The sequence below is a fragment of the Streptomyces sp. MUSC 14 genome (genome assembly GCF_001866675.1).
In the GTDB taxonomy this organism is placed as follows: Bacteria; Actinomycetota; Actinomycetes; order Streptomycetales; family Streptomycetaceae; genus Streptomyces.
Window position 1 is genome coordinate 194,249 of sequence record NZ_MLYN01000028.1, and the last position, 23,618, is coordinate 217,866.

The window sequence follows — 23,618 nt, forward strand, 5'->3', positions numbered from 1 at the left end:
CAGCACGATGGCACAGGGGGGCCGCCGCGCGCAGGGCGGACTGCGCCGGACGGCCCCTCCCGCGTCAGCCGCCGGAGCGGACCAGGGTCTTCTCCTTGCCGAGGGCCTTGGCGGTGGTGTCGGCGTACAGCGTGGTCTCGCCGTCGGACCAGCGCACGATCAGGTCGTCGGCCTTGTGGTCGGCCGTCATGTCCCCGGTGGCCATGACCTGTGCGTGGGTCCAGGTGCCGTTCGGACCGCGCACCCGGGAGCGGGTGCCGAGCCCGGCGGCCGAGGTGCCCGAGTAGGCGTCCAGCGAGCCGTCCGGCCAGCGCACCAGGAAGCCCGCGGCGGCGCCGAAGCTCCCGCCGGTCAGCAGGGCGGCCCTGGTCCAGGTGCCGTTCGCCTTGAGCAGCTGCCGGGCGGGGCCGAAGGTACCGCTGCCGACACCCGTGTGGAGGGTCAGCCGGCCGTCGGACCAGCGCACCAGCAGGTCGCTCGCGCCCTTGCCGCCGTCGAACTGCCCGGACGTGATCTGCACGGCGTTCTTCCAGGCGGAGCGGGCCGGCGCCATCCGTACCTCCCGGCCCAGGCCGGCGGCGCCCACGGCCGGGTACAGCGTGGCCTCGCCGTCGGACCAGCGCACCAGGAGGTCGGCGCGGCCGTCGCCGGTGAAGTCGCCGCCGGTGACGGTGCGGGCGTGGGTCCAGGTGGAGTTGGCCTTCAGCAGCCGCTTCTCGGATCCGAACCCGCCCTTGCCGTCCCCGGCATACAGGGTGATCCCGCCGTCGGACCAGACGGTCAGCAGATCGCCCCGGCGGTCGCCGGTGTAGTCACCGGAGGCCAGCAGCGTGGCCCCCCGCCAGCGTGCGCCGCCGCCCGGCAGCGGGTCCCGGAGCCCCTGGTACGGCGGCAGGTCGGCGCGCAGATCCTGGTTCGCGACCGCGGCGTCGAGCAGGTGCGCGGCGTCGTCGCCGAACGCCGGGGCGTAGCTGACGTAGTCGACGTTCGCGTCGTTGCCGCCGCCGTTGTAGCCGCCGAGGTCACCGATGACGTGCCCGGTGCGCGCGCCGTCGGCGTAGTCGGTGATCCACGGGCTGCCGGACACCCCACCGTAGTAGCCGCCGCAGGTCATCGACATCTGCCGGAAGCCGGCCAACTGGGTCGTCGGCACCGTGCACTTGACGGCCTTTCCGGCGCTGTTGTGCCCGTAGGAGGGGTAGCCGACCACGGTCACGTTCCGGTTCGCGTACCCGGGCGCCCGGCTGAAGGTCAGTCCGCCGCCGATCGCGTCCTGAAGGCTCTGCCCGCGCTGGTTGGCGGAGACCCGGGCGAACGCGGTGTCCAGGTCGGAGGCGGGCTTCTTGGTGGTCGTCGACCCCTTGTCGGGCACGTACCGCGGGTCGGTGAACACGTGCTGGATGTGGAAGATGCCGTACGGCTGCTGGTCGGGCCCGGCGCCCTTCACGAACTGCGGGACGAAGAGGTAGTCGCCGCGCATGCTCAGCGCGCAGTGGGCCGCGGTGAGGACGATGCCGCGCGTCGCGGTGTCCATCACGCTGCCGGTGCAGTGCCAGGTGGTGCCCCCGGGCCCGTCGGACCCGAAGAACGTCCCCACCAGCGGCGATCCCGGGTACAGCGTGCCCTGCGGCCGGCCCGCCGCCGCGAGTGCCGCCCCCGGCCCGGCCGGGGCCGTGCGGACGTCGTCCAGCGGCGGGGCGTCGGCCATGCGCTGCGCGGTCCAGAACCGGGCGGCGTCCCGGGCCTCGCGTCCGGACGAGGGTCCGGGCGCGGGCGGCGGTGGCGTCACGCTGTCGGCCTGCGCCGCGGGGGCCGGGCCCCCGACGGCCGCGAGGCATACGACGGCGACGGCCGCCCGGCGTGCGCGGTACGAGAACAACGGTGCTCCCCCTGGCCCTGTGGCCTGTTCGGTCCGGATCGGGGAGAGCGGCGGTGCGGCGCTGGTCGGGCGCGCGGGAGCTCCCCCGGGTCATGCCGGGTGATCTTCCCATGAATCCCCCTGGCTTCGCACGGACGTACGGCGGGGGTCGCGCCGGGGCTACTGCCGGTACCCGGCGAGGAACCGTCCGATGCGTCCGATCGCCGCCTCCAGGTCCTCCGCGTACGGCAGGGTGAGGATGCGGAAGTGGTCGGGGGAGGGCCAGTTGAAGCCTGTGCCCTGCACCACCTGGATCTTCTCGCGCAGCAGCAGGTCCAGGACGAACTTCTCGTCGTCGTGGATCGGGTGCACCGTGGGGTCGAGACGGGCGAAGGCGTACAGCGCGCCCCTGGGCTTCACACAGGACACACCCGGGATCTCGTTGAGCTTCTCCCAGGCCACGTTCCGCTGCTCGTACAGCCGTCCGCCGGGCCGGGTCAGTTCGTGGATGGACTGGCGGCCGCCGAGCGCGGCCTGGATGGCGTACTGCGCGGGCGCGTTGGCGCACAGCCGCATGGAGGCCAGCATGGTCAGGCCCTCCAGGTAGTCCTTCGCGTGCTGCCGGGGGCCGGTGACGACCAGCCAGCCCGAGCGGAAGCCCGCCACCCGGTACGTCTTGGACAGGCCGCAGAAGGTGAGGACGACCAGGTCGGGGGCGAGGGCCGCGGCCGAGTGGTGGACGGCGTCGTCGTACAGGATCTGGTCGTAGATCTCGTCGGCGAACACCATCAGGCCGTGCCGGCGGGCGAGGTCGAGGATGCCCTCGACGACCTCCTTGGGGTAGACCGCGCCGGTCGGGTTGTTCGGGTTGATGATCACGACGGCCTTGGTGCGGTCCGTGATCTTGGCGGCCATGTCGGCCAGGTCCGGGTTCCAGTCGGCCTGTTCGTCGCACAGGTAGTGGACCGCCTTGCCGCCGGCCAGGGTCGTGGCGGCCGTCCACAGCGGGAAGTCCGGGGCGGGGACCAGGATCTCGTCGCCGTCCTCGACCAGCGCGGTCACGGCCATGGAGACCAGCTCCGAGACGCCGTTGCCGAGGAAGACGTCGTCGACGCCCACGTCGAGGCCCAGGTTCTGGTAGCGCTGGGCGACCGACCGGCGGGCGGAGAGGATGCCGCGCGAGTCGGTGTAGCCGTGCGCCTGCGGCAGCATCCGGATCATGTCCTGGACGATCTCCTCGGGCGCCTCGAAGCCGAAGGCCGCGGGGTTGCCGGTGTTCAGGCGCAGCACGCTGTGGCCCGCCTCCTCCAGCGCGTCGGCGTGCTCGATCACCGGGCCGCGGATCTCGTAGCAGACCTCGCTGAGCTTGTTCGACTGCCGGAACTCCATGCGCCCCTCCGGAAACTCGTGTTGCTTGGTTTTACCAAGCAGGAGCTTGGAAAGTCCAACATCTTGTCTAGACTGCGTCGCATGTCACCTCGCCGAAGCTACGACCAGTACTGTTCCGCAGCCCGTGCGCTCGACCTCGTCGGCGACCGCTGGACCCTGCTGGTCGTCCGGGAGCTGCTGGCCGGCCCCCGCCGCTACACGGACCTGCACGCGGACCTGCCCGGCGTCAGCACGGACGTACTCGCCTCCCGGCTGAAGGACATGGAGCAGAGCGGCCTCGCCACCCGCCGCCGGCTGCCCCCGCCCGGCGCGGCCTCGGTGTACGAACTCAGCGAACGCGGACGGGAGTTGCTGCCCGTGCTCCAGGCGCTCAGCACCTGGGGCGCGGCCGAGCTGGGGGAGCGGCGCCCGACGGACGCGGTGCGCGCGCACTGGTTCGCCCTGCCGCTGCTGCGCTCCCTGCGGGAGGCGGGCGCCGGTGAGGGGATCGTCGAAGTCGGCCTGGAGGAGGGCGAGTTCCATCTGCGGGTGGGCGCGCAGGAGGGGCCCGTGTACGGCGACGGTCCCGCACCCGCCGGGGCCGACGCGCGCCTGGTGATGGACGCGGCGGCCTGCGAGGCCGTGGCGCGCGGGGAGTCGAGCCTGCCGGAGGCGGTGCGGGCGGGGCGGGTGACGGTGACCGGCGAGGGCACGCTCGCGAAGGCGCTGCGGGAGGCGTGAGACGCGTGGCGGGCCTGCCGAAACCGGCAGGCCCGCCACAGGCGTTCGGGTCGGTACGGCTCAGCCGCCCGGCGGCACCCGGGACGGCCGTCCCGAACCCCGGGTCAGCGCGTAGCCGCCGATGCCGGCCAGAGCCGCGAGCACGGCCCCGATCCCGGTCCACACCCACCGGTCGGACCACCAGCCGGAGGACCAGCCGTCGTTCTTCCCGAAGCTGGAGAGCACCGCGGTCCTCGCACCGTCCGTCTTCTCCCCGGACGTGACGGCGATCCCCGGCACCAGCGGCTTGCCCAGCGAGCCGTCCACGGCTGCGGCGCCGCCGATGTCCTTGGAGTCGACGCGGACCTCGGCGCTCACCGGCTGGCCGAGGTCGGTGGCGCCCAGGTCCACCACGGTGAGCCGGACGTAGTACGTGCCCGGCAGCGGGTCGCCGGCCGACGGCTCGGCCCAGCCGCGCACCGTGCGCAGCACACAGGCCAGTTCGACCTGGGAGGCGTCCTGCGCGGCGGTGCGGGGGTCGGCGCCGTACTGGCACGCCTGCCGGCGCCGCAGCCCGTCGTACACGTCGAGCTGCCAGGTCTGCGCACCGTGCGCCTGCGGCAGCTTCACGGTCGCCTTCACGGTGGGCCGCTGGCCGACGTCCGCCGGGAACGACCAGTACAGATAGTCACCGGTCGAACCGGACGCGGTGGCCGGCTGACCCTGCTTCAGCTCCGTCGCCGTACGGAACGACGTGCCCGCCTGCGAGGGGGCCGAGCCGTCGGACGACGCGCTCGGCGAGGGGCTCGGCGAGGAGTCGGCGGCGGCCGGTCCGGCGGCCAGTCCCAGCGCCAGCAGCGCGGCGCTCAACACACGTGTGGCACGCATCAGTTCGTCCTCCAGACCGCGACCCGCCAGCGCGACAGCCAGCCCCACAGCAGACCGGCCACGAAGCCGGTCACCACGAGCGTGCCGAGCAGCCACCAGCCGCGCCCGAGGCCGAAGGCGGCCACGTCGTGATGGCCGGACGGCCCGTCGACGACGTCGACGGTCAGCTCGAGCGGCAGACCGGGGGTCGTCTTCACGCCCGCGGCGGCCGAGAAGGAGTGGCTGACCTGGAGACACACGGTCTCCGCGGGCGCGTTGTCGTCGCTGCTCGCCGGCTTCGGGTAGCGCAGCCCGGTCGAGACGACGTCCGTACGGCCGGTGCCGGCTGCCTCGCCGCGCACGATCTCCCGGCCGCTCTGCGTCACCGCCCGCAGCAGCACCCCGTAACCGGGGTTCACGGCGCGGTCGTCGGCCACGCTCACCGAGGCGCGCAGCTCCTGGCCGGGCTCGACGGCGACCTTGTACCAGCGCTGCTGCCCGAACGCGGCGCGGTCCGTGAACAGCCCGGACTTCAGCAGCGGCGCGTCCGTGCACTGGCCGGTGCCCTCGGCGGCCACCGGCGTCACCACCGGATCGGCGGCCCGGTGCACCAACTGACCGACCCGGCTGCTCAGTTCCTCCTTGTGCCGTACGTCGGTGTAGGTGCCGCCGGTCGCGTCCGCGATGCAGCTGAGCTGGTCGCGGGTCTTGGCGTCCGGCACCAGGCCGAGGGTGTCGATGGTCATGCCGACACCCTTGGCCGCTATCTCGCGGGCCACCTCGCACGGGTCGAGGGGCTGGCAGGTGTCCTCGCCGTCGGTGATCAGGACGATGCGGCGGGTTCCGCTGCCGCCGTTCAGGTCGTCCGCCGCCTTCAGCAGCGCGGGCCCGATCGGCGTCCAGCCGGTCGGCTGGAGCGTGGCCACCGCGGTCTTCGCGTCGGTCCGGTTCAGCGCGCCGACCGGGTAGAGCTGCGCGGTGTCCTTGCAGCCCTCCTGGCGGTCGTTGCCGCGGTAGTTGGCGCCCAGGGTGCGGATGCCGAGCCGGACCTCCTGCGGGGTCGCGTCCAGCACCTCGTCGAACGCCTGCTTCGCGGCGGCCATCCGGGAGCCGCCGTCGATGTCCCGGGTCCGCATCGAACCGCTGACGTCCAGCACGAGTTCGACCTTCGGCGCACTCGCCTGCGTCTCGTCGGCGACAGCCCCGCCAGGGAACGCGATCCCGGCCGCCAGGGCGGCGAGGAGAGCACAGACTCCCGCCGCCAGCCGTTGTCTTCTGATCATCGCAGGATCCTATGGAGCAGGCGTGCCGGTCTCCAAAACGAACGGGTGGGGCAGCGCCGTCCACTGGTCGCCCGGGGTCCGCGGGGACAGCCGCATCAGCGTCAACGCCTTGGCGGGTACGGGGCCTTCGCGCAGGGCGGACAGGTCGTCACCGGCGGGGAGAGCGGGGAACGCGGCGGTCAGGGCCGCCGCCAGCGGCGCGGCCGAGCCCGCCGTGGCGGCCAGGGCACCCGCCACCAGGGAGCCGAACAGCTTGCGGCGCAGGGCGGTTTCGTCGTCCGTGACGAGGCGTCCGGTGAGCGGGGGCGGGGTGAGCCCATGGGCGGTGAGGCGGGCGGGGCTGATCCGGATGTCGGCCAGGTCGCGGTAGACCAGCCGCCGGGGGGCACCGTCGGGCCCGAGGACCACCAGCAGGTTCTGGCCGTGCGCCTCCAGGGCCACGCCGAGACCGAGGACGCGCAGGCCCACCGTGAGCGCCAGCCGGGCGAACGCGGCCAGCCAGCCGGGGGAGTCCGGCAGGCCGGTCGCGGGCAGGGCGGCCACCGGGACGACCCGCTCACCGGGGCCCGCGTACGCCTCGGGCGACTCCCGCAGCAGTGCCGCGAGGCCGGGGGAGCCGGCCGTGACCGCGCCCAGCGTGCGGGTGATGTGCAGCAGGCCCCCGGTGTGCGCGGTCAGTTGCCCGGCGAGGTCGCCCAGCGGCGCGGCGGAGCGGACCGAGTACGCCGAGATGTCCCGCACCGAGGAGGTGAGCCGGGCACTGAGCGCGGTCTTCACGTGCGGACCGCCGCCGGGCAGGGCGAGGGTGCGCAGCGAGAGCAGGGGACGGGCGGGCCGCCAGGACGCGCTCGCACGGCCGAGGACGTGCTCCGACTGCCAGGGATGTACGGGAACCAGCAGCCGTTCCCCCTCCCGGAGCTCCTGCGGCCACGCGCCGCTCAGCTCGCACGCGTCCGCCGGCACCGCCACCGTGCCCAGCTCCACCACCGGGCGGTGCTCCGGGCCGTACGCCAGCTGCTCCGCGACCGAGAACCCGGGCCGGGAACGGCAGTTGGGGTGGTACGGATGCCCGTCGGTCACCCGCTGCTCCCACTCCCAGTCGTGTTCCAGCCACTCCTTCGGGTGATCCGCGTCGGCCCGGGACAGTGCCAACGAGGCGACGCTGTGCGCCAGTTCGGCGGCGAAGGTGTCGGCGTGCGACACCCCGAGCGCGGTCATCAGGCCCGCCGGATCGACGTACCGGTCCCGGTCGAGGCGGACCCCGGTGACGTAGGCGCTCGTGGCGTACGGGTCCGCGTGCGGCCCGTGCAGCGTCCGGCCGTCGGCGAGCCGCAGGGCCAGGCTGTACGCCCCGAGCGTCCGGCCCGTGAGCCACGGCAGCGGCTCATGGGCCAGCGCCCGCCACAGCCGGGTCAGCACCGCGGCGCGGGCACCCGGCAGCTCCGCCCGGTACCGGGGCAGCAGGGCGGGCCGTACGACGGCCAGTTCCTCGGCGATCCCGGCCTCGGCGGCGGGGGGTCGGTGCACGGTCGGCTCCTCGGGGAGGCGGGACGCGAGTCGCGGGCTCGGGCTCGGGGCACGATTGTGCGGGACGACGGACATACTGAGCGCGACCGGCCCCCGTACACACCCCGCACCCTGGTACGCGTGCACCCCTTGCGGGACCGGCGACGGGACGGGCATCGCCTGCCGGTCACGCCGTCCCGCCGCCCCGCCGGACAATGGACGGACGGTCGCGGTGTCCGGTCCCGGCCTTCCGGCCCCCGGACAGGGAACGACCGGCCCCTCGGACATGGAACGAATGGATCGCGTGGACCTCACACCCCCCTCCGGTGCCGTCGGCTCCCTCGCCGACGCGTACGCGGCCGCGCCTCTGCTCAACTGCCTGCTGCGCGAGGTCGCCGAACCGCTCGCGCCCCCGGATCCCGGTGCGCGGCGGGTGTACCGGCTGGCGAGCGGGCGGCTGCTGCGCGTGCGCGCCGGGCGTCGGCCCGCCGGGCCCGAGGTGCGGGCCGACGGCGCCTGGTGTCCCGTCGGGCACACCGAGTTGGTCAAGCTGGTCGCCGAGGAACTGCGCCGGCACACCGGGCTGACCGGCGGTGACCTGCCCGCCGAGATGGTCGACAGCCGGGACGCGGTCGCCGCGATCCTCGCCGCCCGCGCCGTCGCGACGCCGCCCGCCGACCCCTATCTGCGCTCCGAACAGTCCCTGATCACCGGTCACCCCCACCACCCGGCCCCCAAGGCGCGCGGCGGCGGCCCGGTCGCGTCCTGGCTGCCGTACGCACCCGAGGCGCACGCCCGCTTCCCGCTCGTGCTGCTCGGCGTCCGCGAGGACCAGGTGGCCGAGGAGGGCGACACCCGAGCCCTGGACGCCCTCGGCACCGCCCCGCCCGGCTACCGGCTGCTGCCCGCCCACCCCTGGCAGCTCGACCTCGTCGCCCGCGACCTCGCCCCGGCCTTCGCCGACGGCCGCCTGCTGCGGCTCGGCACCACCGCCTTCGACACCTGGCCGACGGCGGCGGTCCGCACGGTCTACGAGCCCGACCGCGACCTCTTCCTGAAGTTCAGCCTGGACGTCCGCATCACCAACGACATCCGCCGGCTGTGGCGCCACGACCTGCGCCGGATGTGCCGCACGGACACGGCCGCCCGGCAGGCCTTCGCGGCCGTGGGCCGGCCCGCGGCCTGGCTGAGCGACCGCGGCTACCGCACCGCCGCCTTCGCCTTCGAGGAACTGGCGGTCCTCGTCCGCGACGGGCTGCGCGACCACCTGCCGCCCGGCGCCACCCCGCTGCTCGCGGCCGGGCTCGCCGAGGGCTTCGACGGCAGCCCGCCGGCCGCCGCGGCCGACCCGGCCGCCTGGTGGCAGGCGTATCTGCGCCAGGTCGTGCCGCCCGTGCTCACCGCCTTCGACGCGCACGGCGTCGTCGTCGAGGCCCACCTCCAGAACACCCTCGTCGCCGTGGACGCGGCCGGGCTTCCCGTGGCCGCGCTGTTCCGGGACGCCGAGGGCGTCAAGCTGCTGCCGGAGGTGACCCGGGCCGCGGGCTGGGAACGGCTGGTGTACTGCCTGGTGGTGAACCACCTCACCGAGATCGCCGCGGCCCTCGCCGAGCACCACCCCGGCCTCGACCCCTGGCCCGCCGCCCGCCGCGAACTCGCCCGTCACGACCTGCCGGAGATCCCCGCCCTGCTCTCCTCACCCACCCTGCCCGGCAAGACCAACCTGCTCCTGCGCTGGACCGGTGCGAACGGCGCCGCCGCCCGCTACCTGCCGCTGCCGAATCCGCTGGCCGGGGGGTGAGTGTTGGGGCCTGAGCGGTGGGTCCCGTCGCTCGCTCCCCGTCGAAGCGTCCCCGGATTCCCGGCGGCGAGGCTATGCTGTGCGCATGCATCTTTCGGCATGTCTGAGCTGGTGGCGCTCCGCGTAGGAGCGGCCGACTCGCATGCGTACCGGGCCGTTCGGATTGGACGGCCCTTTCTCGTCCCCTGGACCAGGGCTCGTGCCACACCGACGGCCGAGACCGACTCACCAGGAGACGTTGTGAACACCACGCCCCAGGCCGCCGGCTCCGACGCCGCCGCAGACTCCTCCGCCGACTCGCTCGGGACGTCCGCCGCGCAGGCCCGCAGCGCGGTGCTGGAGGAGCTCCTCCGCAAGGACCCCGGACAGTTCCGCATGCTGACCGGCGACCGCCCCACCGGCCGGCTGCACCTGGGGCACTACTTCGGCACGCTGCACAACCGCGTACGCCTCCAGGACCTCGGCGTCGAGACGTACGTGATCATCGCGGACTACCAGGTCCTGACCGACCGCGACGTCGCCGACAACCTGACCGGGCACGTCGAGGACCTCGTCCTGGACTACCTGGCCATCGGCGTGGACCCGCAGCGCAGCACGGTCTTCACGCACAGTGCCGTCCCCGCCCTCAACCAGCTGATGCTGCCCTTCCTCAGCCTCGTGTCCGTCGCCGAGCTGAACCGCAACCCCACGGTCAAGGACGAGATCGCCCACTCGCGCCAGTCCGCCGTCAGCGGCCTGATGTTCACCTACCCCGTCCACCAGGCCGCCGACATCCTCTTCTGCAAGGGCAACCTGGTGCCGGTCGGCCAGGACCAGCTCCCGCACCTGGAGGTCACCCGCACCATCGCCCGCCGCTTCAACGACCGCTACGGCAACGGCACTGCGGTCTTCCCGCAGCCCGACGCGCTGCTCTCCGACGCCCCGCTGCTCCTCGGCACCGACGGCACCAAGATGAGCAAGAGCCGCCGTAACGCCATCACGCTGGCGGCCGACGCCGACGAGACCGCGCGTCTGCTCAAGGGGGCCAGGACGGACTCCGAGCGGCACATCACCTACGACCCGGCGCACCGCCCCGAGGTGTCCTCCCTCCTGCTGCTGGCCGCCCTGTGCCAGAACCGCACGCCCGAGGAGGTGGCCGAGGAGATCGGCGCCGCGGGGGCCGCCGCGCTGAAGAGGACCGTGACCGAGGCGGTCAACGAGTACCTGGCGCCGATCCGGGCCCGCCGCAGCGCGTACGCGCAGGACCGTGCCTTCCTCCGGCGGACCCTGCGCGAGGGCAACGAGCGTGCCCGCGCGGTGGCCGACGCCACGCTCGCCGAGGTCCGCGCCGCGATGAACAGCCACTACTGACGGCTCCGTGGTCGACGGTCGGCCCGCGACCGGAGAACCGCCGCACCGGCGGAGCGCTTACGCTGGCGGTGTGCTGCGTGACGTGACTGCTGTTCGATACGTGACCCCCCTCCGGTCCGGCGGCTCCGTGCCCGCAGTCGTCGAGGCCGACGACCTCGGCACGTACGTCGTCAAGTTCACCGGCTCCGCGCAGGGACACAAGGCGCTGGTCGCCGAGGTGATCGTCGGTGAACTCGCCCGCGCGCTGGGCCTGCGCTTCCCGGAGCTGGTCCTCGTCCACTTCGATCCGGCGATCGCCGCGGACGAGCCCCACCAGGAGGTCCGGGAGCTGCACGGCGCGAGCGCGGGGGTGAACCTCGGCATGGACCATCTGCCGGGCGCCGTCGACCTCACCCCCGAGATCGCGCGGGTCTTCCCGGTGGACCCGCTGGAGGCGGGCCGGATCGTCTGGCTGGACGCGCTCACGGTCAACGTGGACCGTACGGTGCACAGCTCCAACCTGATGGTCTGGCCCACGTTCGGCACCGTGGCGCCGCACCTGTGGCTGATCGACCATGGTGCCGCCCTCGTCTTCCACCACCGCTGGGACACCACCGACCCGGGAAAGAAGTACGACTTCCGCCATCACGCCCTCGGCCACTACGGCCCCGACGTCCGGGCCGCCGACGCCGAGCTGGCCCCCCGGGTGACCGAGGAGCTGCTGCGGGCCGTCGTGGCCGAGGTCCCGGACGCCTGGCTGGCCGAGGACGCGGGCTTCGCGACGCCCGACGACGTCCGCGCCGCCTACGTCGACCACCTTCTCGCCCGGGTGCGGCTGTCGGCGCGGTGGCTGCCCACCGACTTCCCGAGCCGCGACCAGCTCGCCGCCGAGGAGGCGCTGCGCGCGGCGAAGAGCCGGGCGGGCCGTCCGGCCTGGCTCAAGCAGGTCCCCGACCTGCACGGCAAGCCGGCCGCGGCACAGGACTGGTCGGTCCACCTGGGGTGAACACGCGCGAGCGGTCCCGGGAAGACTCCCGGGACCGCTCGGCCGTCCGGCATGCTCAGCCCCGGAGCTGCTCGTACGCCGGCAGGGTGAGGAAGTCGGCGTAGTTCTCGTCCAGGGAGACCCTGAGCAGCAGGTCGTGCGCCTCCTGCCAGTGCCCGGCGGCGAAGGCCTCCTCGCCGATCTCCTGGCGGATGTCGGACAGTTCCTCCGCGGCGACCTTGCGGGCCAGTTCCGGCGTGGCCGCGTCGCCGTTCTCGAACTCGACGCCCGCGTTGATCCACTGCCAGATCTGCGAGCGGGAGATCTCGGCGGTGGCCGCGTCCTCCATCAGGTTGAAGATGGCGACCGCGCCGAGGCCGCGCAGCCAGGCCTCGATGTAACGGATGCCCACCTGAACGGCGTTGACCAGACCGGCGTACGTCGGCTTCGCGTCCAGCGAGTCGATCGCGATCAGGTCGGCGGCCTCGACGTGGACGTCCTCGCGCAGCCGGTCCTTCTGGTTCGGCCGGTCGCCGAGGACCTTGTCGAAGGACTCCATGGCGATCGGCACGAGGTCGGGGTGGGCGACCCAGGAGCCGTCGAAACCGTCGTTCGCCTCGCGGTCCTTGTCGGCGCGGACCTTCTCGAAGGCCACCTTGTTGACCTCGGCGTCGCGCCGGGACGGGATGAACGCCGCCATGCCGCCGATCGCGTGCGCGCCGCGCTTGTGGCAGGTGCGCACCAGGAGTTCGGTGTACGCCCGCATGAAGGGGGCCGTCATCGTCACGGCGTTGCGGTCCGGCAGGACGAACTTCGCGCCGCCGTCACGGAAGTTCTTGACGATGGAGAACAGGTAGTCCCAGCGGCCGGCGTTCAACCCCGAGGCATGGTCGCGCAGTTCGTAGAGGATCTCCTCCATCTCGTACGCGGCCGTGATGGTCTCGATCAGGACGGTCGCGCGGATCGTGCCCTGCGGGACGCCGACGTAGTCCTGGGCGAAGACGAACACGTCGTTCCAGAGGCGGGCCTCCAGGTGCGACTCGGTCTTCGGCAGGTAGAAGTACGGGCCCTTGCCGAGGTCCAGCAGGCGCTGGGCGTTGTGGAAGAAGTACAGGCCGAAGTCGACGAGGGCGCCCGGCACCGGCGTGCCGTCGGCGTCGGTCAGGTGGCGCTCGGTCAGGTGCCAGCCGCGCGGGCGCATGACGACGGTCGCCAGCTCCGCGTCGGGGCGCAGGGCGTACGACTTGCCCGACGCCGGGTCGGTGAAGTCGATGGTGCGGGTGTAGGCGTCGGCCAGGTTGACCTGACCGAGGACGACGTTCTCCCAGGTGGGCGCGGAGGCGTCCTCGAAGTCGGCGAGCCAGACCTTCGCGCCCGAGTTGAGGGCGTTGATGGTCATCTTGCGGTCGGTCGGGCCGGTGATCTCGACGCGCCGGTCGTTCAGCGCGGCCGGGGCCGGGGCGACCTTCCAGGAGTCGTCCGCGCGGACGGCGGCCGTCTCCGGGAGGAAGTCGAGGGTGCAGGTGCGGGCGATCTCGGCGCGGCGCTCCGCCCGGCGGGCGAGGAGTTCGTCACGGCGCGGGGTGAACCGCCGGTGCAGCTCCGCCACGAAGGCGAGCGCGGCGTCCGTGAGGACCTCTTCCTGCCGGGGCAGGGGCTCGGCGTCGACGATGGCCAGCGGGGACGGCGCTGGTGCGGACATGAGCTGTCACTTCCTTCAGCGGTGGCACCGGGTGCCTAGTGGCACGAATAGGGCGAACAGCGCCCGCTGTGCGGTCAGGCGCTTCTGAACAGTGGATACTAGTTTCCTCATCGTGGAACTTCAATGGTTTGTTGACGTCGAGATTCTCCGGGTCGAGGGAAGGTGGCTCTCGGTGCCACCGCGCTCACTCAAGGTGGCGCAGATCGGCCTCGGTGTCGATGTCGTAGGGTTCGGCCACGTCCCCGCACTCCACCAGCCGGATCTCGCTCTCGTGTTCCTTCAGGTAGGCGCGGGCCCCGCGGTCCCCGGTGGCCGTCCGCGCGATGCCCGCCCAGTGGGCCGATCCGAACAGCACGGGATGCCCGCGCACCCCCGCGTAGGCGGCCGAGACCAGCGATTTCTCGTCCTCGTGGGCGTCGAGCACCCGGGCCGCCGCGGCCGCCCCGATGCCCGGCTGGTCGACGAGGCTCACCAGGGCCGCGCGCGCCCCCGTGCCGCCGAGCGAGTCCAGTCCGGCCCGCAGCGAGGAGCCCATGCCCTCGGCCCAGTCGGGGTTGTCCACGAGGACGCAGCCGCTCAGCTCGGCCCGTGCCCGGACCTCGTCCGCCCGGGCGCCCAGGACCACGTGGATCCGCCGGCATCCGGCGGCGCGCAGCACCCCCACCGCGTGCTCGACCAGCGGCCGCCCCCGGTGCTCCAGCAGCGCCTTCGGCCGCCCGCCGAGCCGTCGCCCGCCGCCCGCGGCGAGCACCAGCCCGGCGACCTCCGCGCGCTCCTCGTCATGCGTGTCCGTCATGCGTCCTGCATACCTGACGCGGGCGGCGACGGCGCGTTTCCTTGGGCTGAATTTCGGTCGGCGCTGTGGCGCTCCCGGGCGGGGTGGCGTTTACTGACCCGCGCACGACGGCGTGCGAGGGGGAGGGCTGTGTTGCGGAGCTTGAGGCAGAGGCCAGTGATCGGCAGCGACGAGGACCCGAGGGTGACGGAACTGCGGACCGCGGTGTCCCGGTTGCGTCGCGAACTCGCCCTACTGCCCTCCGAGTTCCCCGACCGGGCCATAGCGGAGGACGAACTGGCGGCCCTGGCGGCGATGGCCTCCGGCGGCACACCGGAGATCCCGCGCCTGCGCAGCTCCCTGTTGCTGATCGCGGGCGCGATCGGCTCGGTGAGCGCCCTGGCGAGGGGCCTCAACGGCGTGCGGGAGGCCGTTGATCTCTTCGGGGGGCCGACGCAGCGGGGCTAGTCGCGGTTGCCGGGCCCCCTGTCCGCTAGGCGCCCGAACTCGCCAGCGCCTGGGACAGCTCCAGTGCGATCCCCTGCAGCACCGGCACGATCTTCTCGGTGGCGCCCTCGGTCACCCGGCCGGCCGGTCCCGAGATGGAGATCGCCGCGGCCGTCGGGGAGTCCGGTACGGACACCGCGAGGCACCGCACCCCGATCTCCTGCTCGTTGTCGTCGACGGCGTACCCCAGCTGCCGTACCTCGTCCAGCGCCGCCAGGAACCCGTCGGGCGTGGTGATCGTCTTCTCGGTCGCGGCCGGCATCCCGGTCCGGGCGAGCAGCGCCCGCACCTCGTCGTCCGGTACTCCGGCGAGCAGCGCCTTGCCGACACCGGTGGAGTGGGGGAGCACCCGCCGGCCCACCTCGGTGAACATCCGCATCGAGTGCTTCGACGGCACCTGTGCCACGTACACGATCTCGTCGCCGTCCAGCAGCGCCATGTTCGCCGTCTCGCCGGTCTCCTCGACCAGCCGCGCCAGGTACGGCCGCGCCCACGTGCCGAGCAGCCGGGACGCCGACTCGCCGAGCCGGATCAGGCGGGGGCCGAGGGCGTAGCGCCGGTTCGGCTGCTGGCGGACGTAGCCGCAGGCGACGAGGGTGCGCATGAGCCGGTGGATGGTCGGCAACGGCAGCCCGCTGGTCGCGGACAGCTCGCTGAGGCCCACCTCGCCGCCCGCGTCCGCCATCCGCTCCAGCAGATCGAAGGCGCGCTCGAGGGACTGGACACCGCCGCCGGCGGAGGACTTGGCGGAGTCGGTGGTGCTGGCGCTGGACGTCGGCACGGCGCGTTCCTTTCGGGACTGGCGGGAGGGCAGAAGCCTACCCGGCGGTCGGTTGACTCCCCGCCTGTACGTAGCTACGTTCTGCTTGCTGGAATTCTAATTCCGCTTTGTGGAATCGTCCAGAGGGGGTGCCGATGGCGTGCCGCCCGGAAGTGTCCCCCTTGACGGCGCGGAAGCGGGAGTGAAGACTCCTTCAACAGAACGTTGAATTCCGTTACGTGGGTGTAAATCCCGTTTCCTGGGCGTAAAAACGGCGGTACAGAGAGGGGTTCGGGTGTCCGACGCTGAACTGGTCCTGCGCTCGACGCGCGTCATCACTCCGGAGGGGACACGGGCCGCCACGGTCACCGTGTCCGCCGGGACGATCACGGCCGTCCTGCCGTACGACGCCGAGATTCCGGCCGGGGCCCGGCTGGAGGACGTCGGCGACCACGTCCTGCTGCCCGGCCTGGTCGACACCCACGTGCACGTCAACGATCCCGGCCGCACCGAGTGGGAGGGCTTCTGGACCGCCACGCGCGCGGCGGCGGCCGGCGGCATCACCACGCTGATCGACATGCCGCTGAACTCCCTCCCGCCGACCACGACCGTGGACCACCTGAGGGTGAAGCAGGACGTGGCCCGCGACAAGGCGCACATCGACGTCGGTTTCTGGGGCGGAGCCCTGCCCGACAACGTCAAGGACCTGCGCCCGCTGCACGAGGCCGGGGTCTTCGGCTTCAAGGCGTTCCTGTCCCCGTCCGGCGTGGACGAGTTCCCGCACCTCGACCAGGACCGGCTCGCCCGGTCCCTGGCGGAGATCGCCGGCTTCGACGGGCTGCTGATCGTGCACGCCGAGGACCCCCACCACCTCGCCGCCGCCCCGCAGCACGGCGGCCCGAAGTACACCGACTTCCTGGCCTCCCGCCCGCGCGACGCCGAGGACACCGCCATCGCGACCCTCGTCGCACAGGCCAAGCGGCTCCACGCGCGCGTGCACGTCCTGCACCTGTCCTCCAGCGACGCGCTGCCCCTGATCCGCGCCGCCCGCGCCGAGGGCGTCCGCATCACCGTGGAGACCTGCCCCCACTACCTCACCCTGACCGCCGAGGAAGTCCCCGACGGCGCCAGTGAGTTCAAGTGCTGCCCGCCCATCCGCGAGGCCGCCAACCAGGACCTGCTGTGGGAGGCGCTGGCCGACGGCACCATCGACTGCGTCGTCACCGACCACTCGCCGTCCACCGCCGACCTGAAGACCGCCGACTTCGCCACCGCCTGGGGCGGCATCTCCGGCCTTCAGCTCAGTCTGTCCGCCGTATGGACGGCGGCACGCGCGCGTGGACACGGCCTGGAGGACGTCGTGCGCTGGATGTCCACGCGGACCGCCGCACTGGCGGGCCTCGGCCGGAAGGGCGCCATCGAGGCCGGCCGCGACGCCGACTTCGCCGTCCTCGCCCCGGACGAGACCTTCACCGTGGACCCGGCCGCCCTCCAGCACCGCAACCGCGTCACCGCCTACGCCGGCAAGACCCTGTACGGCGTCGTGAAGTCCACCTGGCTGCGTGGCGAACGCATCGCCCACGACGGCGAGTTCACCGAACCGAAGGGCACCCTGCTCGCCCGCCCCCACTGATCCACCCCGCCCCCGCCCACCCCCGGAAAGGAACCCCTGATCACCGTGACGGCGACCTCCAGCTTCACCGGCGACGCGAACCCCTACGCGGGCGGTGACCCGTACGCGGACTACCGCACCGCCGACTTCCCCTTCACCCAGTACGCCAACCTCGCCGACCGGCAGCTCGGCGCGGGCGTGGTCGCCGCCAACGACGAGTTCTTCGCCCAGCGCGAGAACCTGCTGGTGCCCGAGCGGGCCGAGTTCGACCCCGAGCACTTCGGTCACAAGGGCAAGATCATGGACGGCTGGGAGACCCGTCGCCGGCGCGGTGTCTCCGCCGCGCACCCGTGGCCGACCGCAGACGACCACGACTGGGCACTGGTCCGCCTCGGCGCGCCCGGCGTGATCCGCGGGATCGTCGTCGACACCGCCCACTTCCGCGGCAACTACCCGCAGGCCGTCTCCGTCGAGGCCGCGTCCGTCCCCGGCTCGCCCTCTCCCGAGGAACTGCTCGGCGACGACGTGAAGTGGACGACGATCGTCCCGCGTACCGCGGTCGGCGGCCACGCGGCGAACGGCTTCGCCGTCTCCGTCGAGCAGCGCTTCACGCACCTGCGCGTCAACCAGCACCCCGACGGCGGCATCGCGCGCCTGCGCGTGCACGGCGAGGTCGTCCCGGACCCCGCGTGGCTGTCGGTGCTGGGCACCTTCGACGTGGTCGCGCTGGAGAACGGCGGCCAGGTCGAGGACGCCTCCAACCTCTTCTACTCCCCGGCCACCAACACGATCCAGCCGGGCCGCTCCCGCAAGATGGACGACGGCTGGGAGACCCGCCGCCGCCGTGACCAGGGCAACGACTGGATCCGCTACCAGCTGGCCGGCCAGTCCCAGATCCGCGCGATCGAGATCGACACCGCCTATCTGAAGGGCAACAGCGCCGGCTGGGCGTCGGTCTCCGTGCGCGACGGCGAGGACGGCGAGTGGACGGAGATCCTTCCCCGCACCCGCCTGCAGCCCGACACCGACCACCGCTTCGTGCTGCCCGCCCCGGCCGTCGGCACGCACGCACGCGTGGACATCTTCCCCGACGGCGGCATCTCCCGCCTGCGGCTGTTCGGCTCCCTGACGGAGGACGGCGCGGCCCGGCTCGCCGCCCGCCACCAGGAACTGGGCGGCTGACCCACCCCGCGCGCGTGGGGCGCCCCGGCCTGGACAGCACCGGGCGCCCCGCGTGTCACCCGTACGGGCCCGATCCCGGCCGCCCGGAACTTACGGGCCCGCCTCCGGCGTTCTTCCCGACGTGACCCTTCAGCAAGAGATCGTCGGCAACGCCATGCAGATGGCGGTCGTCAACCTGCAACCCGGCCAGACCGTGTACTGCGAGGCCGGGAAGTTCCTGTTCAAGACGGCGAACGTGACCATGGAGACGCGCCTGTCCGGCCCGTCCGCGAACGGCAGCGGCGGCCAGCAGGGGCAGGGCGGCGCGGGCGGCGGCGGGATGGGCGGCCTGCTGCGCCAGGCCATGGGAACCGCCATGCAGGTGGGCCAGCGCGCGCTCGCGGGCGAGTCGCTGGCGTTCCAGTACTTCACCTCCCAGGGCGGCCAGGGCACGGTCGGCTTCGCGGGCGTCCTCCCGGGCGAGATGCGCGCGCTGGAACTCGACGGCACGCGCGCGTGGTTCGCCGAGAAGGACGCCTTCGTGGCCGCCGAGTCCACCGTCGAGTTCGGCATCGCCTTCGCCGGCGGCCGCACCGGCATGAGCGGCGGCGAGGGCTTCATCCTGGAGAAGTTCACCGGGTACGGCACGGTGATCATCGCCGGCGCGGGCAACTTCATCGACCTCAACCCGGCCGACTTCGGCGGCCGCATCGAGGTCGACACCGGCTGCGTGGTCGCCTTCGAGGAAGGCATCCAGTACGGCGTCCAGCGCATCGGCGGCCTCAACCGCCAGGGACTCATGAACGCCGTCTTCGGCGGCGAGGGCCTGTCCCTGGCCACCCTGGAGGGCAACGGCCGGGTGATCCTGCAGTCCCTCACCATCGAGAGCCTCGCCAACGCCCTGAAGAAGGCCCAGGGCGGCGACAAGCAGGGCCCGACCGGCGGACTGTTCTCCACGCACGCGGGCTGAACCGATGAGTTCCGGGGGCCGGCGGGGTCCGTAGTGGTGACAGCGGACCCCGCACCCGGAAGAAGGCACCCCTCATGGGCAAGCTCGTCTCCACTCTCTTCGTCACTTTCGACGGCGTCTACCAGGGCCCGGGCGGCCCCGGCGAGGACACCCGGGACGGCTTCACGCAGGGCGGCTGGAGCTTTCCGCTCGGCGACGACGACTCCGGCCGCTTCGTCAGCGGGGTCTTCGAGCGCGCCGACGCCTTTCTGCTCGGCCGTCGTACGTACGACATCTTCGCCGCCTACTGGCCGCGGGTGACCGATCCGGCCAACCCCTTCGCCTCCCGTCTCAACACCCTGCCCAAGTACGTCGTCTCCGCCACCCTCCGGGATCCCGGGTGGTCCGGCACCACGGTGCTCGCCGGCGACCTCGCCAAGGAGGTCCAGGCCCTCAAGGAGCGCACCGAGGGCGAACTCCAGGTGCACGGCAGCGGCGCCCTCGTACGCTCCCTCATCGACCTGCGCCTCCTCGACACCCTGCACCTGCTGACCTTCCCGGTCGTCCTCGGCTCCGGCCGCCGGCTGTTCCCGGACGGCACGGCCCCCACCCGCTTCCGGCACACCGGCGGCCGTGTCACCGGCTCGGGTGTCTCCCTCCAGACCTACGACCTGGCGGGCGACCCGGAGTACGGCTCCTACGACCTCCCCGAGGACGCCTGAGGCCGGCCCCGGCCCCGCCGGCCGGCAAACCCCTGGCCGAAGATCGTCGCCGCCGGTACGGTGAGCCCGCCCCGTGCGAGCCGCCGACGTCTCCGCACCCCACCGGAGACCGGGAGAGCCGCCCGCATGTCCTCGATCGCCGTACCGGGCGCCGCCGCCACGCCCCGCCGTGCCTGGCACACCGACCTGCCCGTCCTGCTCGTCGCGGTCTGCTGGGGCGCCAGCTATCTCGCCGCGAAGGACATCGTCACCGCCCGTACGGTGCTCGCGGTCCTCGTGCTGCGCTTCGCGCTCGCCGTTCCCGTCCTGGCCGTCACCGGCCGCCGTGCCCTGCGCGCGCTCACTGGCGCCCAGTGGCGCGGCGCGGCCCTGCTCGGGCTGATCCTCAGCGGGATCTTCCTGCTGGAGACCTACGGCGTCGTCCACACCTCGGCGACCAACGCCGGCCTGGTCATCAGCCTCACCATGATCTTCACCCCGCTCGCCGAGGCCGCCGTCACCCGCACCCGGCCCACCCCGGCCTTCCTCGGCGCGGCGCTGCTGTCGGTCCTCGGCGTCGTCCTGCTCACCCAGGGCGGCGGCTTCACCCGGCCCTCCTCCGGCGACCTGCTGATGCTGCTCGCCGCGCTCGCCCGCACCGTGCACGTGCTCGCGATGTCCCGTATCAGGGCCGTCCAGGGAGCGGACGCGCTGCCGCTCACCACGGTCCAACTCGGCGCGTCCGTCGCCGTCTTCGCTCTGCTGTCGGCCCTCTCCGGCACCCCGGCGCCGTGGACGGTCGCGGCGGACCTCGGCGCCCGGGACTGGGCCGGGCTGCTGTTCCTGGCCGTGCTGTGCACGGTGTTCGCCTTCTTCGTGCAGATGTGGGCGGTGCGCCGTACGTCCCCCTCGCGGGTCGGGCTGCTGCTCGGCACCGAACCGTTGTGGGCGGCCGCGACCGGCATTGCGCTCGGCGGCGAACGGCTCGGCGCGCTCGGCCTGGCAGGGGGCGCGCTGGTGCTGGTGGGGACCGCGTGGGGACGCAGGACGGCAGGTTAACTTTCTGAAAACTCAATGGACTTGAAGGGAAAATCTTCAACGTTGTCGTTGACATGCCAACGTCTACGCGCGTCATCATGGGGGCATGAGATTCCCCCCACGCACCACGCGCATCGGCGCCGCAGCCGCGCTCCTGTCCGCCCTCGTCGTCGGCGGCACCGTCACCGCCACCTCGGCGAACGCCGCGGCCGACTCGGTCGGCAGCATCTGCTACAGCGCCCTGCCGTCGCAGGCCCACGACACCCTGGACCTGATCGCCCAGGGCGGCCCGTTCCCGTACTCGCAGGACGGCGTCGTCTTCACCAACCGTGAAGGCGTCCTGCCCAGCCAGTCGTCCGGGTACTACCACGAGTACACCGTGATCACGCCCGGTGCGCCCACGCGCGGCGCCCGGCGCATCGTCACCGGCGAGCAGTCCCAGGAGGACTACTACACCTCCGACCACTACGCGACGTTCAACCTGGTCGACTTCGGCTGCTGAGCCGACGTACCGGACCCGGAAGAACAGTGCGACACAGCTGACCCGTAAGTATCGCCCCGCGGCTGCCTCCCACCATGGGCCGCGGGGCGAGCTGCGTCCAGTCCCGCTCCGACCTCGACGCCCGAGACTCCCCTCATGTCTGTGTGTCGTGCTCCAGCGTCATCCCGAGGCACCTCCGGCAGACCTGAGGTACACAGTGGTGGTCTTCGTCCAGCGCCTGCCCGAGTGCTCCGTCGACAGCGTCATGGCCTGCCCTCGCTGCCGCCTTCGTGGTCCTGTCGGCGCCGGTATGGGCACCCCCGTCGCAAGCCCGAGAGACACGACCTCGAACTGGGCACCGCCCTCGCTGCCTACCACGCCGATCCCGACCACCGGCCGGCTGACCAATCTCGATTGAATCGCGCATCGCAGTGGCAAAGCCCAATGCGAGGTGCGGGGATCGATTCGTCCTGACGGCTTTCGGTACAGCGAAGTGGGAGTGCGCCACCCGTTCGGTGCGCAGATCCATGACCTGCGCATGTCGTCGCCAACAACGATCCTCCGGTCGGCTGCTCCCGGACCACCTCGTCGGCGGTTTTGTCATCGCGCAGGCCGAGGAAGCGCGGGTGGCGCGGCCGACCGGCCCGGGTCCACTCGGTGAAGTCGATCTGGGCCACCAGCTCCGGGCGCACCCAGTGCGCCGCCCGTTCCCGTACTTCGTCGTCGAACGGTGAGCGGGGTCCCCGGAGCTCGTCGATGCGGCGGCGCAGCTCGCGCAGGGTGGTGGTGTCGTATCCGGTGCCTACCTTGCCCGCGTAGCGCAGCCGGTCGTTCCGGTGGTAGCCCACCAGCAGGGCTCCGAAGCCGATACGGCTGCCCTCAGGTTCGGTGAAGCCACCGGTGACGAACTCCTGGGCCGCGCTGCACCTGAGCTTCAGCCAGCTGTTGGAGCGCTTGTGGACGTAGGCCGCATCGGCGCGTTTGGCGATCAGCCCCTCCCAGCCGCGGGCGCATGCCTGATCAAGCAGTTCCTGGCCGCCGTGCCGGCGGTGCGGGGTGAACCGCATCGGGACCCGGAACTCCAGGGCATCGCGCAGCAGGCTCTTGCGGGTCCGCAAGCCAAGCCGGGTGATGTCACGGCCGTCGAGGCACAGGAGGTCGAACAGGTAGTACTGGACCGAAACACCGCTGGCGCGCACGGCTGCGGGCCTGGTGAGTCCCATGCGCTGCTGCAGCAGGGAGAAGTCGGTGCGGCCACGCCGCATCGCGACGATCTCGCCGTCCACCGTGAAGTCCTGGCAACGCTGCTCGGTCAGGGCGTCCACGAGTTCCGGGCAGGTGGCGTTCAGAGCCCTGCCGCTGCGGGAGAGCAGCCGCACCCCGCCCGCATGGCGCACAGCGAGGGCGCGAACGCCGTCCGGCTTCCGTTCGAGGAGCCGGCCGTCCTGGAAGGTACGTCGGCCGCTCAGCACGGCCAGCATCGGAGGAACCGCCGATCGCGTGCTGGGCGCGCTGCGCAGCAGACCCCGCTGTGGCTCCGGCAGCCGGTCGAGGAGGTCGCTCGTCACGGGCCGTCCCCCTGGGCCTGGGCGGCGAGCTGCCTGAGCGTGCGCCCGCTGCGGGCCGACCGCGCCCTGCGGGGATCGGGTGTGCCCTGTGCGGAGGCACGCCGGTCGTCGTGCTTCACCAGCAGCCAGGCTTCGCGATGGCCGCCGCCCAGGCGCGTGCGGGTGAGTGCGAAGCCGCCGTGGAGTTTGGAGCCGTCGAGCCAGAAGGAGGCGTGGCCTTCGTCCAGGGCGTCGGCGAAGACGACCTCGTGGCCGCGACGGTCGGTGGTGAGGTTCCGGTAGGTGCCCTCGTCCCAGATGATGACCGTGCCTGCGCCGTACTCGCGCTCGGCTATCACACCTTCGAAGTCCCGGTACTCCAGCGGATGATCCTCGGTCGGCATCGCGAGACGCTTGTCATGTGGATCGAGAGACGGCCCCTTGGGAACGGCCCACGACTTCAATGCGCCCCCCACTTCCAGCCGGAAGTCGAAGTGCAGCGTGCTGGCATCGTGAATCTGCACGACGAAGCCAGAGTTGCCCCGGCCGCCCCGGCCGCCCTTGGGCTCCGCAGTCTTCGTGAAGTCACGCCTGCGGCGATACTCCGCCAGAGCATTCGTTGCCACCATGGCCTTCTCCCCAGGAGCGACGGCCCCTCCCAGCCCCAT

21 protein-coding genes are annotated in these 23,618 nt (G+C 72.6%); 11 read left to right on the forward strand and 10 right to left on the reverse strand.

Going from position 1 to position 23,618, the window contains the following annotated elements; translation table 11 throughout:
• Positions 1 to 64: 64 nt before the first annotated feature.
• Both BIV25_RS19490 and BIV25_RS19495 read right to left on the reverse strand, forming a co-directional pair.
• Positions 65 to 1,879 (reverse strand): VCBS repeat-containing protein, encoded by a 1,815-nt coding sequence (locus tag BIV25_RS19490; protein ID WP_256255922.1) that lies wholly within the window; start codon positions 1,877 to 1,879, stop codon positions 65 to 67.
• 159 nt (positions 1,880 to 2,038) lie between these two features.
• Complete coding sequence (locus BIV25_RS19495; RefSeq protein WP_071373620.1) at positions 2,039 to 3,247, reverse strand: pyridoxal phosphate-dependent aminotransferase; 1,209 nt, start codon at positions 3,245 to 3,247, stop codon at positions 2,039 to 2,041.
• An 81-nt stretch (positions 3,248 to 3,328) separates the two neighbouring features.
• Here BIV25_RS19495 and BIV25_RS19500 point away from each other — a divergent pair, with 81 nt between their 5' ends.
• Entirely contained in the window at positions 3,329 to 3,967 is a 639-nt protein-coding gene (locus BIV25_RS19500) for a winged helix-turn-helix transcriptional regulator (RefSeq protein WP_071373621.1), read from the forward strand.
• A 60-nt stretch (positions 3,968 to 4,027) separates the two neighbouring features.
• Here BIV25_RS19500 and BIV25_RS19505 read toward each other — a convergent pair whose 3' ends face one another.
• From BIV25_RS19505 to BIV25_RS19515, 3 genes are read right to left on the reverse strand one after another with little or no spacing between them, the layout of a single operon-like run.
• On the reverse strand, positions 4,028 to 4,834 hold the full coding sequence (locus BIV25_RS19505; RefSeq protein WP_071373673.1) for a hypothetical protein: 807 nt from the start codon (positions 4,832 to 4,834) through the stop codon (positions 4,028 to 4,030).
• Positions 4,834 to 6,096, reverse strand: coding sequence for a VWA domain-containing protein (locus BIV25_RS19510; protein ID WP_071373622.1), 1,263 nt, complete (start codon positions 6,094 to 6,096; stop codon positions 4,834 to 4,836). Before BIV25_RS19510 ends, BIV25_RS19505 begins: the two co-directional genes overlap by 1 nt.
• Before the next feature lie 9 nt (positions 6,097 to 6,105).
• Positions 6,106 to 7,623 carry an IucA/IucC family protein gene (locus BIV25_RS19515; protein ID WP_071373623.1) on the reverse strand — a complete coding sequence of 506 codons (1,518 nt, stop codon included), beginning with the start codon at positions 7,621 to 7,623 and terminating at the stop codon, positions 6,106 to 6,108.
• A 274-nt stretch (positions 7,624 to 7,897) separates the two neighbouring features.
• On the opposite strand from BIV25_RS19515, the gene BIV25_RS19520 reads away from it, so the two are divergent.
• From BIV25_RS19520 to BIV25_RS19530, 3 genes are all read left to right on the forward strand, one after another.
• Entirely contained in the window at positions 7,898 to 9,403 is a 1,506-nt protein-coding gene (locus BIV25_RS19520) for an IucA/IucC family siderophore biosynthesis protein (protein ID WP_071373624.1), read from the forward strand.
• 240 nt (positions 9,404 to 9,643) lie between these two features.
• A complete protein-coding gene (gene trpS / locus BIV25_RS19525) occupies positions 9,644 to 10,753 on the forward strand; it encodes a tryptophan--tRNA ligase (RefSeq protein ID WP_071373625.1) in 1,110 nt (369 codons plus the stop codon).
• Positions 10,754 to 10,823: 70 nt separating this feature from the next.
• Complete coding sequence (locus tag BIV25_RS19530) at positions 10,824 to 11,738, forward strand: HipA family kinase (RefSeq protein ID WP_071373626.1); 915 nt, start codon at positions 10,824 to 10,826, stop codon at positions 11,736 to 11,738.
• A 55-nt stretch (positions 11,739 to 11,793) separates the two neighbouring features.
• Here the strand turns inward: BIV25_RS19530 and aceB are convergent, their stop codons facing one another.
• Positions 11,794 to 13,419 carry a malate synthase A gene (gene aceB / locus BIV25_RS19535; protein ID WP_071373627.1) on the reverse strand — a complete coding sequence of 542 codons (1,626 nt, stop codon included), beginning with the start codon at positions 13,417 to 13,419 and terminating at the stop codon, positions 11,794 to 11,796.
• A 184-nt stretch (positions 13,420 to 13,603) separates the two neighbouring features.
• Positions 13,604 to 14,215: an NTP transferase domain-containing protein gene (locus BIV25_RS19540; RefSeq protein WP_071373628.1), complete on the reverse strand. Its 612-nt coding sequence runs from the start codon at positions 14,213 to 14,215 to the stop codon at positions 13,604 to 13,606.
• 129 nt (positions 14,216 to 14,344) lie between these two features.
• Here BIV25_RS19540 and BIV25_RS19545 point away from each other — a divergent pair, with 129 nt between their 5' ends.
• On the forward strand, positions 14,345 to 14,662 hold the full coding sequence (locus BIV25_RS19545) for a DUF5955 family protein (protein WP_071373629.1): 318 nt from the start codon (positions 14,345 to 14,347) through the stop codon (positions 14,660 to 14,662).
• 25 nt (positions 14,663 to 14,687) lie between these two features.
• Here the strand turns inward: BIV25_RS19545 and BIV25_RS19550 are convergent, their stop codons facing one another.
• On the reverse strand, positions 14,688 to 15,482 hold the full coding sequence (locus tag BIV25_RS19550; RefSeq protein WP_071373630.1) for an IclR family transcriptional regulator: 795 nt from the start codon (positions 15,480 to 15,482) through the stop codon (positions 14,688 to 14,690).
• A 274-nt stretch (positions 15,483 to 15,756) separates the two neighbouring features.
• Here BIV25_RS19550 and allB point away from each other — a divergent pair, with 274 nt between their 5' ends.
• From allB to BIV25_RS19580, 6 genes are all read left to right on the forward strand, one after another.
• A complete protein-coding gene (gene allB, locus BIV25_RS19555; RefSeq protein WP_071373631.1) occupies positions 15,757 to 17,094 on the forward strand; it encodes an allantoinase AllB in 1,338 nt (445 codons plus the stop codon).
• 45 nt (positions 17,095 to 17,139) lie between these two features.
• Complete coding sequence (gene alc, locus BIV25_RS19560; protein ID WP_071373632.1) at positions 17,140 to 18,255, forward strand: allantoicase; 1,116 nt, start codon at positions 17,140 to 17,142, stop codon at positions 18,253 to 18,255.
• Positions 18,256 to 18,376: 121 nt separating this feature from the next.
• Complete coding sequence (locus BIV25_RS19565; protein ID WP_079176730.1) at positions 18,377 to 19,204, forward strand: AIM24 family protein; 828 nt, start codon at positions 18,377 to 18,379, stop codon at positions 19,202 to 19,204.
• Positions 19,205 to 19,278: 74 nt separating this feature from the next.
• Entirely contained in the window at positions 19,279 to 19,905 is a 627-nt protein-coding gene (locus BIV25_RS19570) for a dihydrofolate reductase family protein (protein WP_071373633.1), read from the forward strand.
• Between the two features lie 126 nt (positions 19,906 to 20,031).
• Complete coding sequence (locus BIV25_RS19575; RefSeq protein ID WP_071373634.1) at positions 20,032 to 20,943, forward strand: DMT family transporter; 912 nt, start codon at positions 20,032 to 20,034, stop codon at positions 20,941 to 20,943.
• An 85-nt stretch (positions 20,944 to 21,028) separates the two neighbouring features.
• Entirely contained in the window at positions 21,029 to 21,424 is a 396-nt protein-coding gene (locus BIV25_RS19580; RefSeq protein ID WP_071373635.1) for a ribonuclease, read from the forward strand.
• A gap of 350 nt (positions 21,425 to 21,774) precedes the next feature.
• Here BIV25_RS19580 and ligD read toward each other — a convergent pair whose 3' ends face one another.
• On the reverse strand, positions 21,775 to 22,884 hold the full coding sequence (gene ligD, locus BIV25_RS19585; protein WP_079176738.1) for a non-homologous end-joining DNA ligase: 1,110 nt from the start codon (positions 22,882 to 22,884) through the stop codon (positions 21,775 to 21,777).
• 83 nt (positions 22,885 to 22,967) lie between these two features.
• Positions 22,968 to 23,579 carry a DNA polymerase ligase N-terminal domain-containing protein gene (locus tag BIV25_RS19590; protein WP_071373637.1) on the reverse strand — a complete coding sequence of 204 codons (612 nt, stop codon included), beginning with the start codon at positions 23,577 to 23,579 and terminating at the stop codon, positions 22,968 to 22,970.
• Between the last annotated feature and the right edge of the window lie 39 nt (positions 23,580 to 23,618).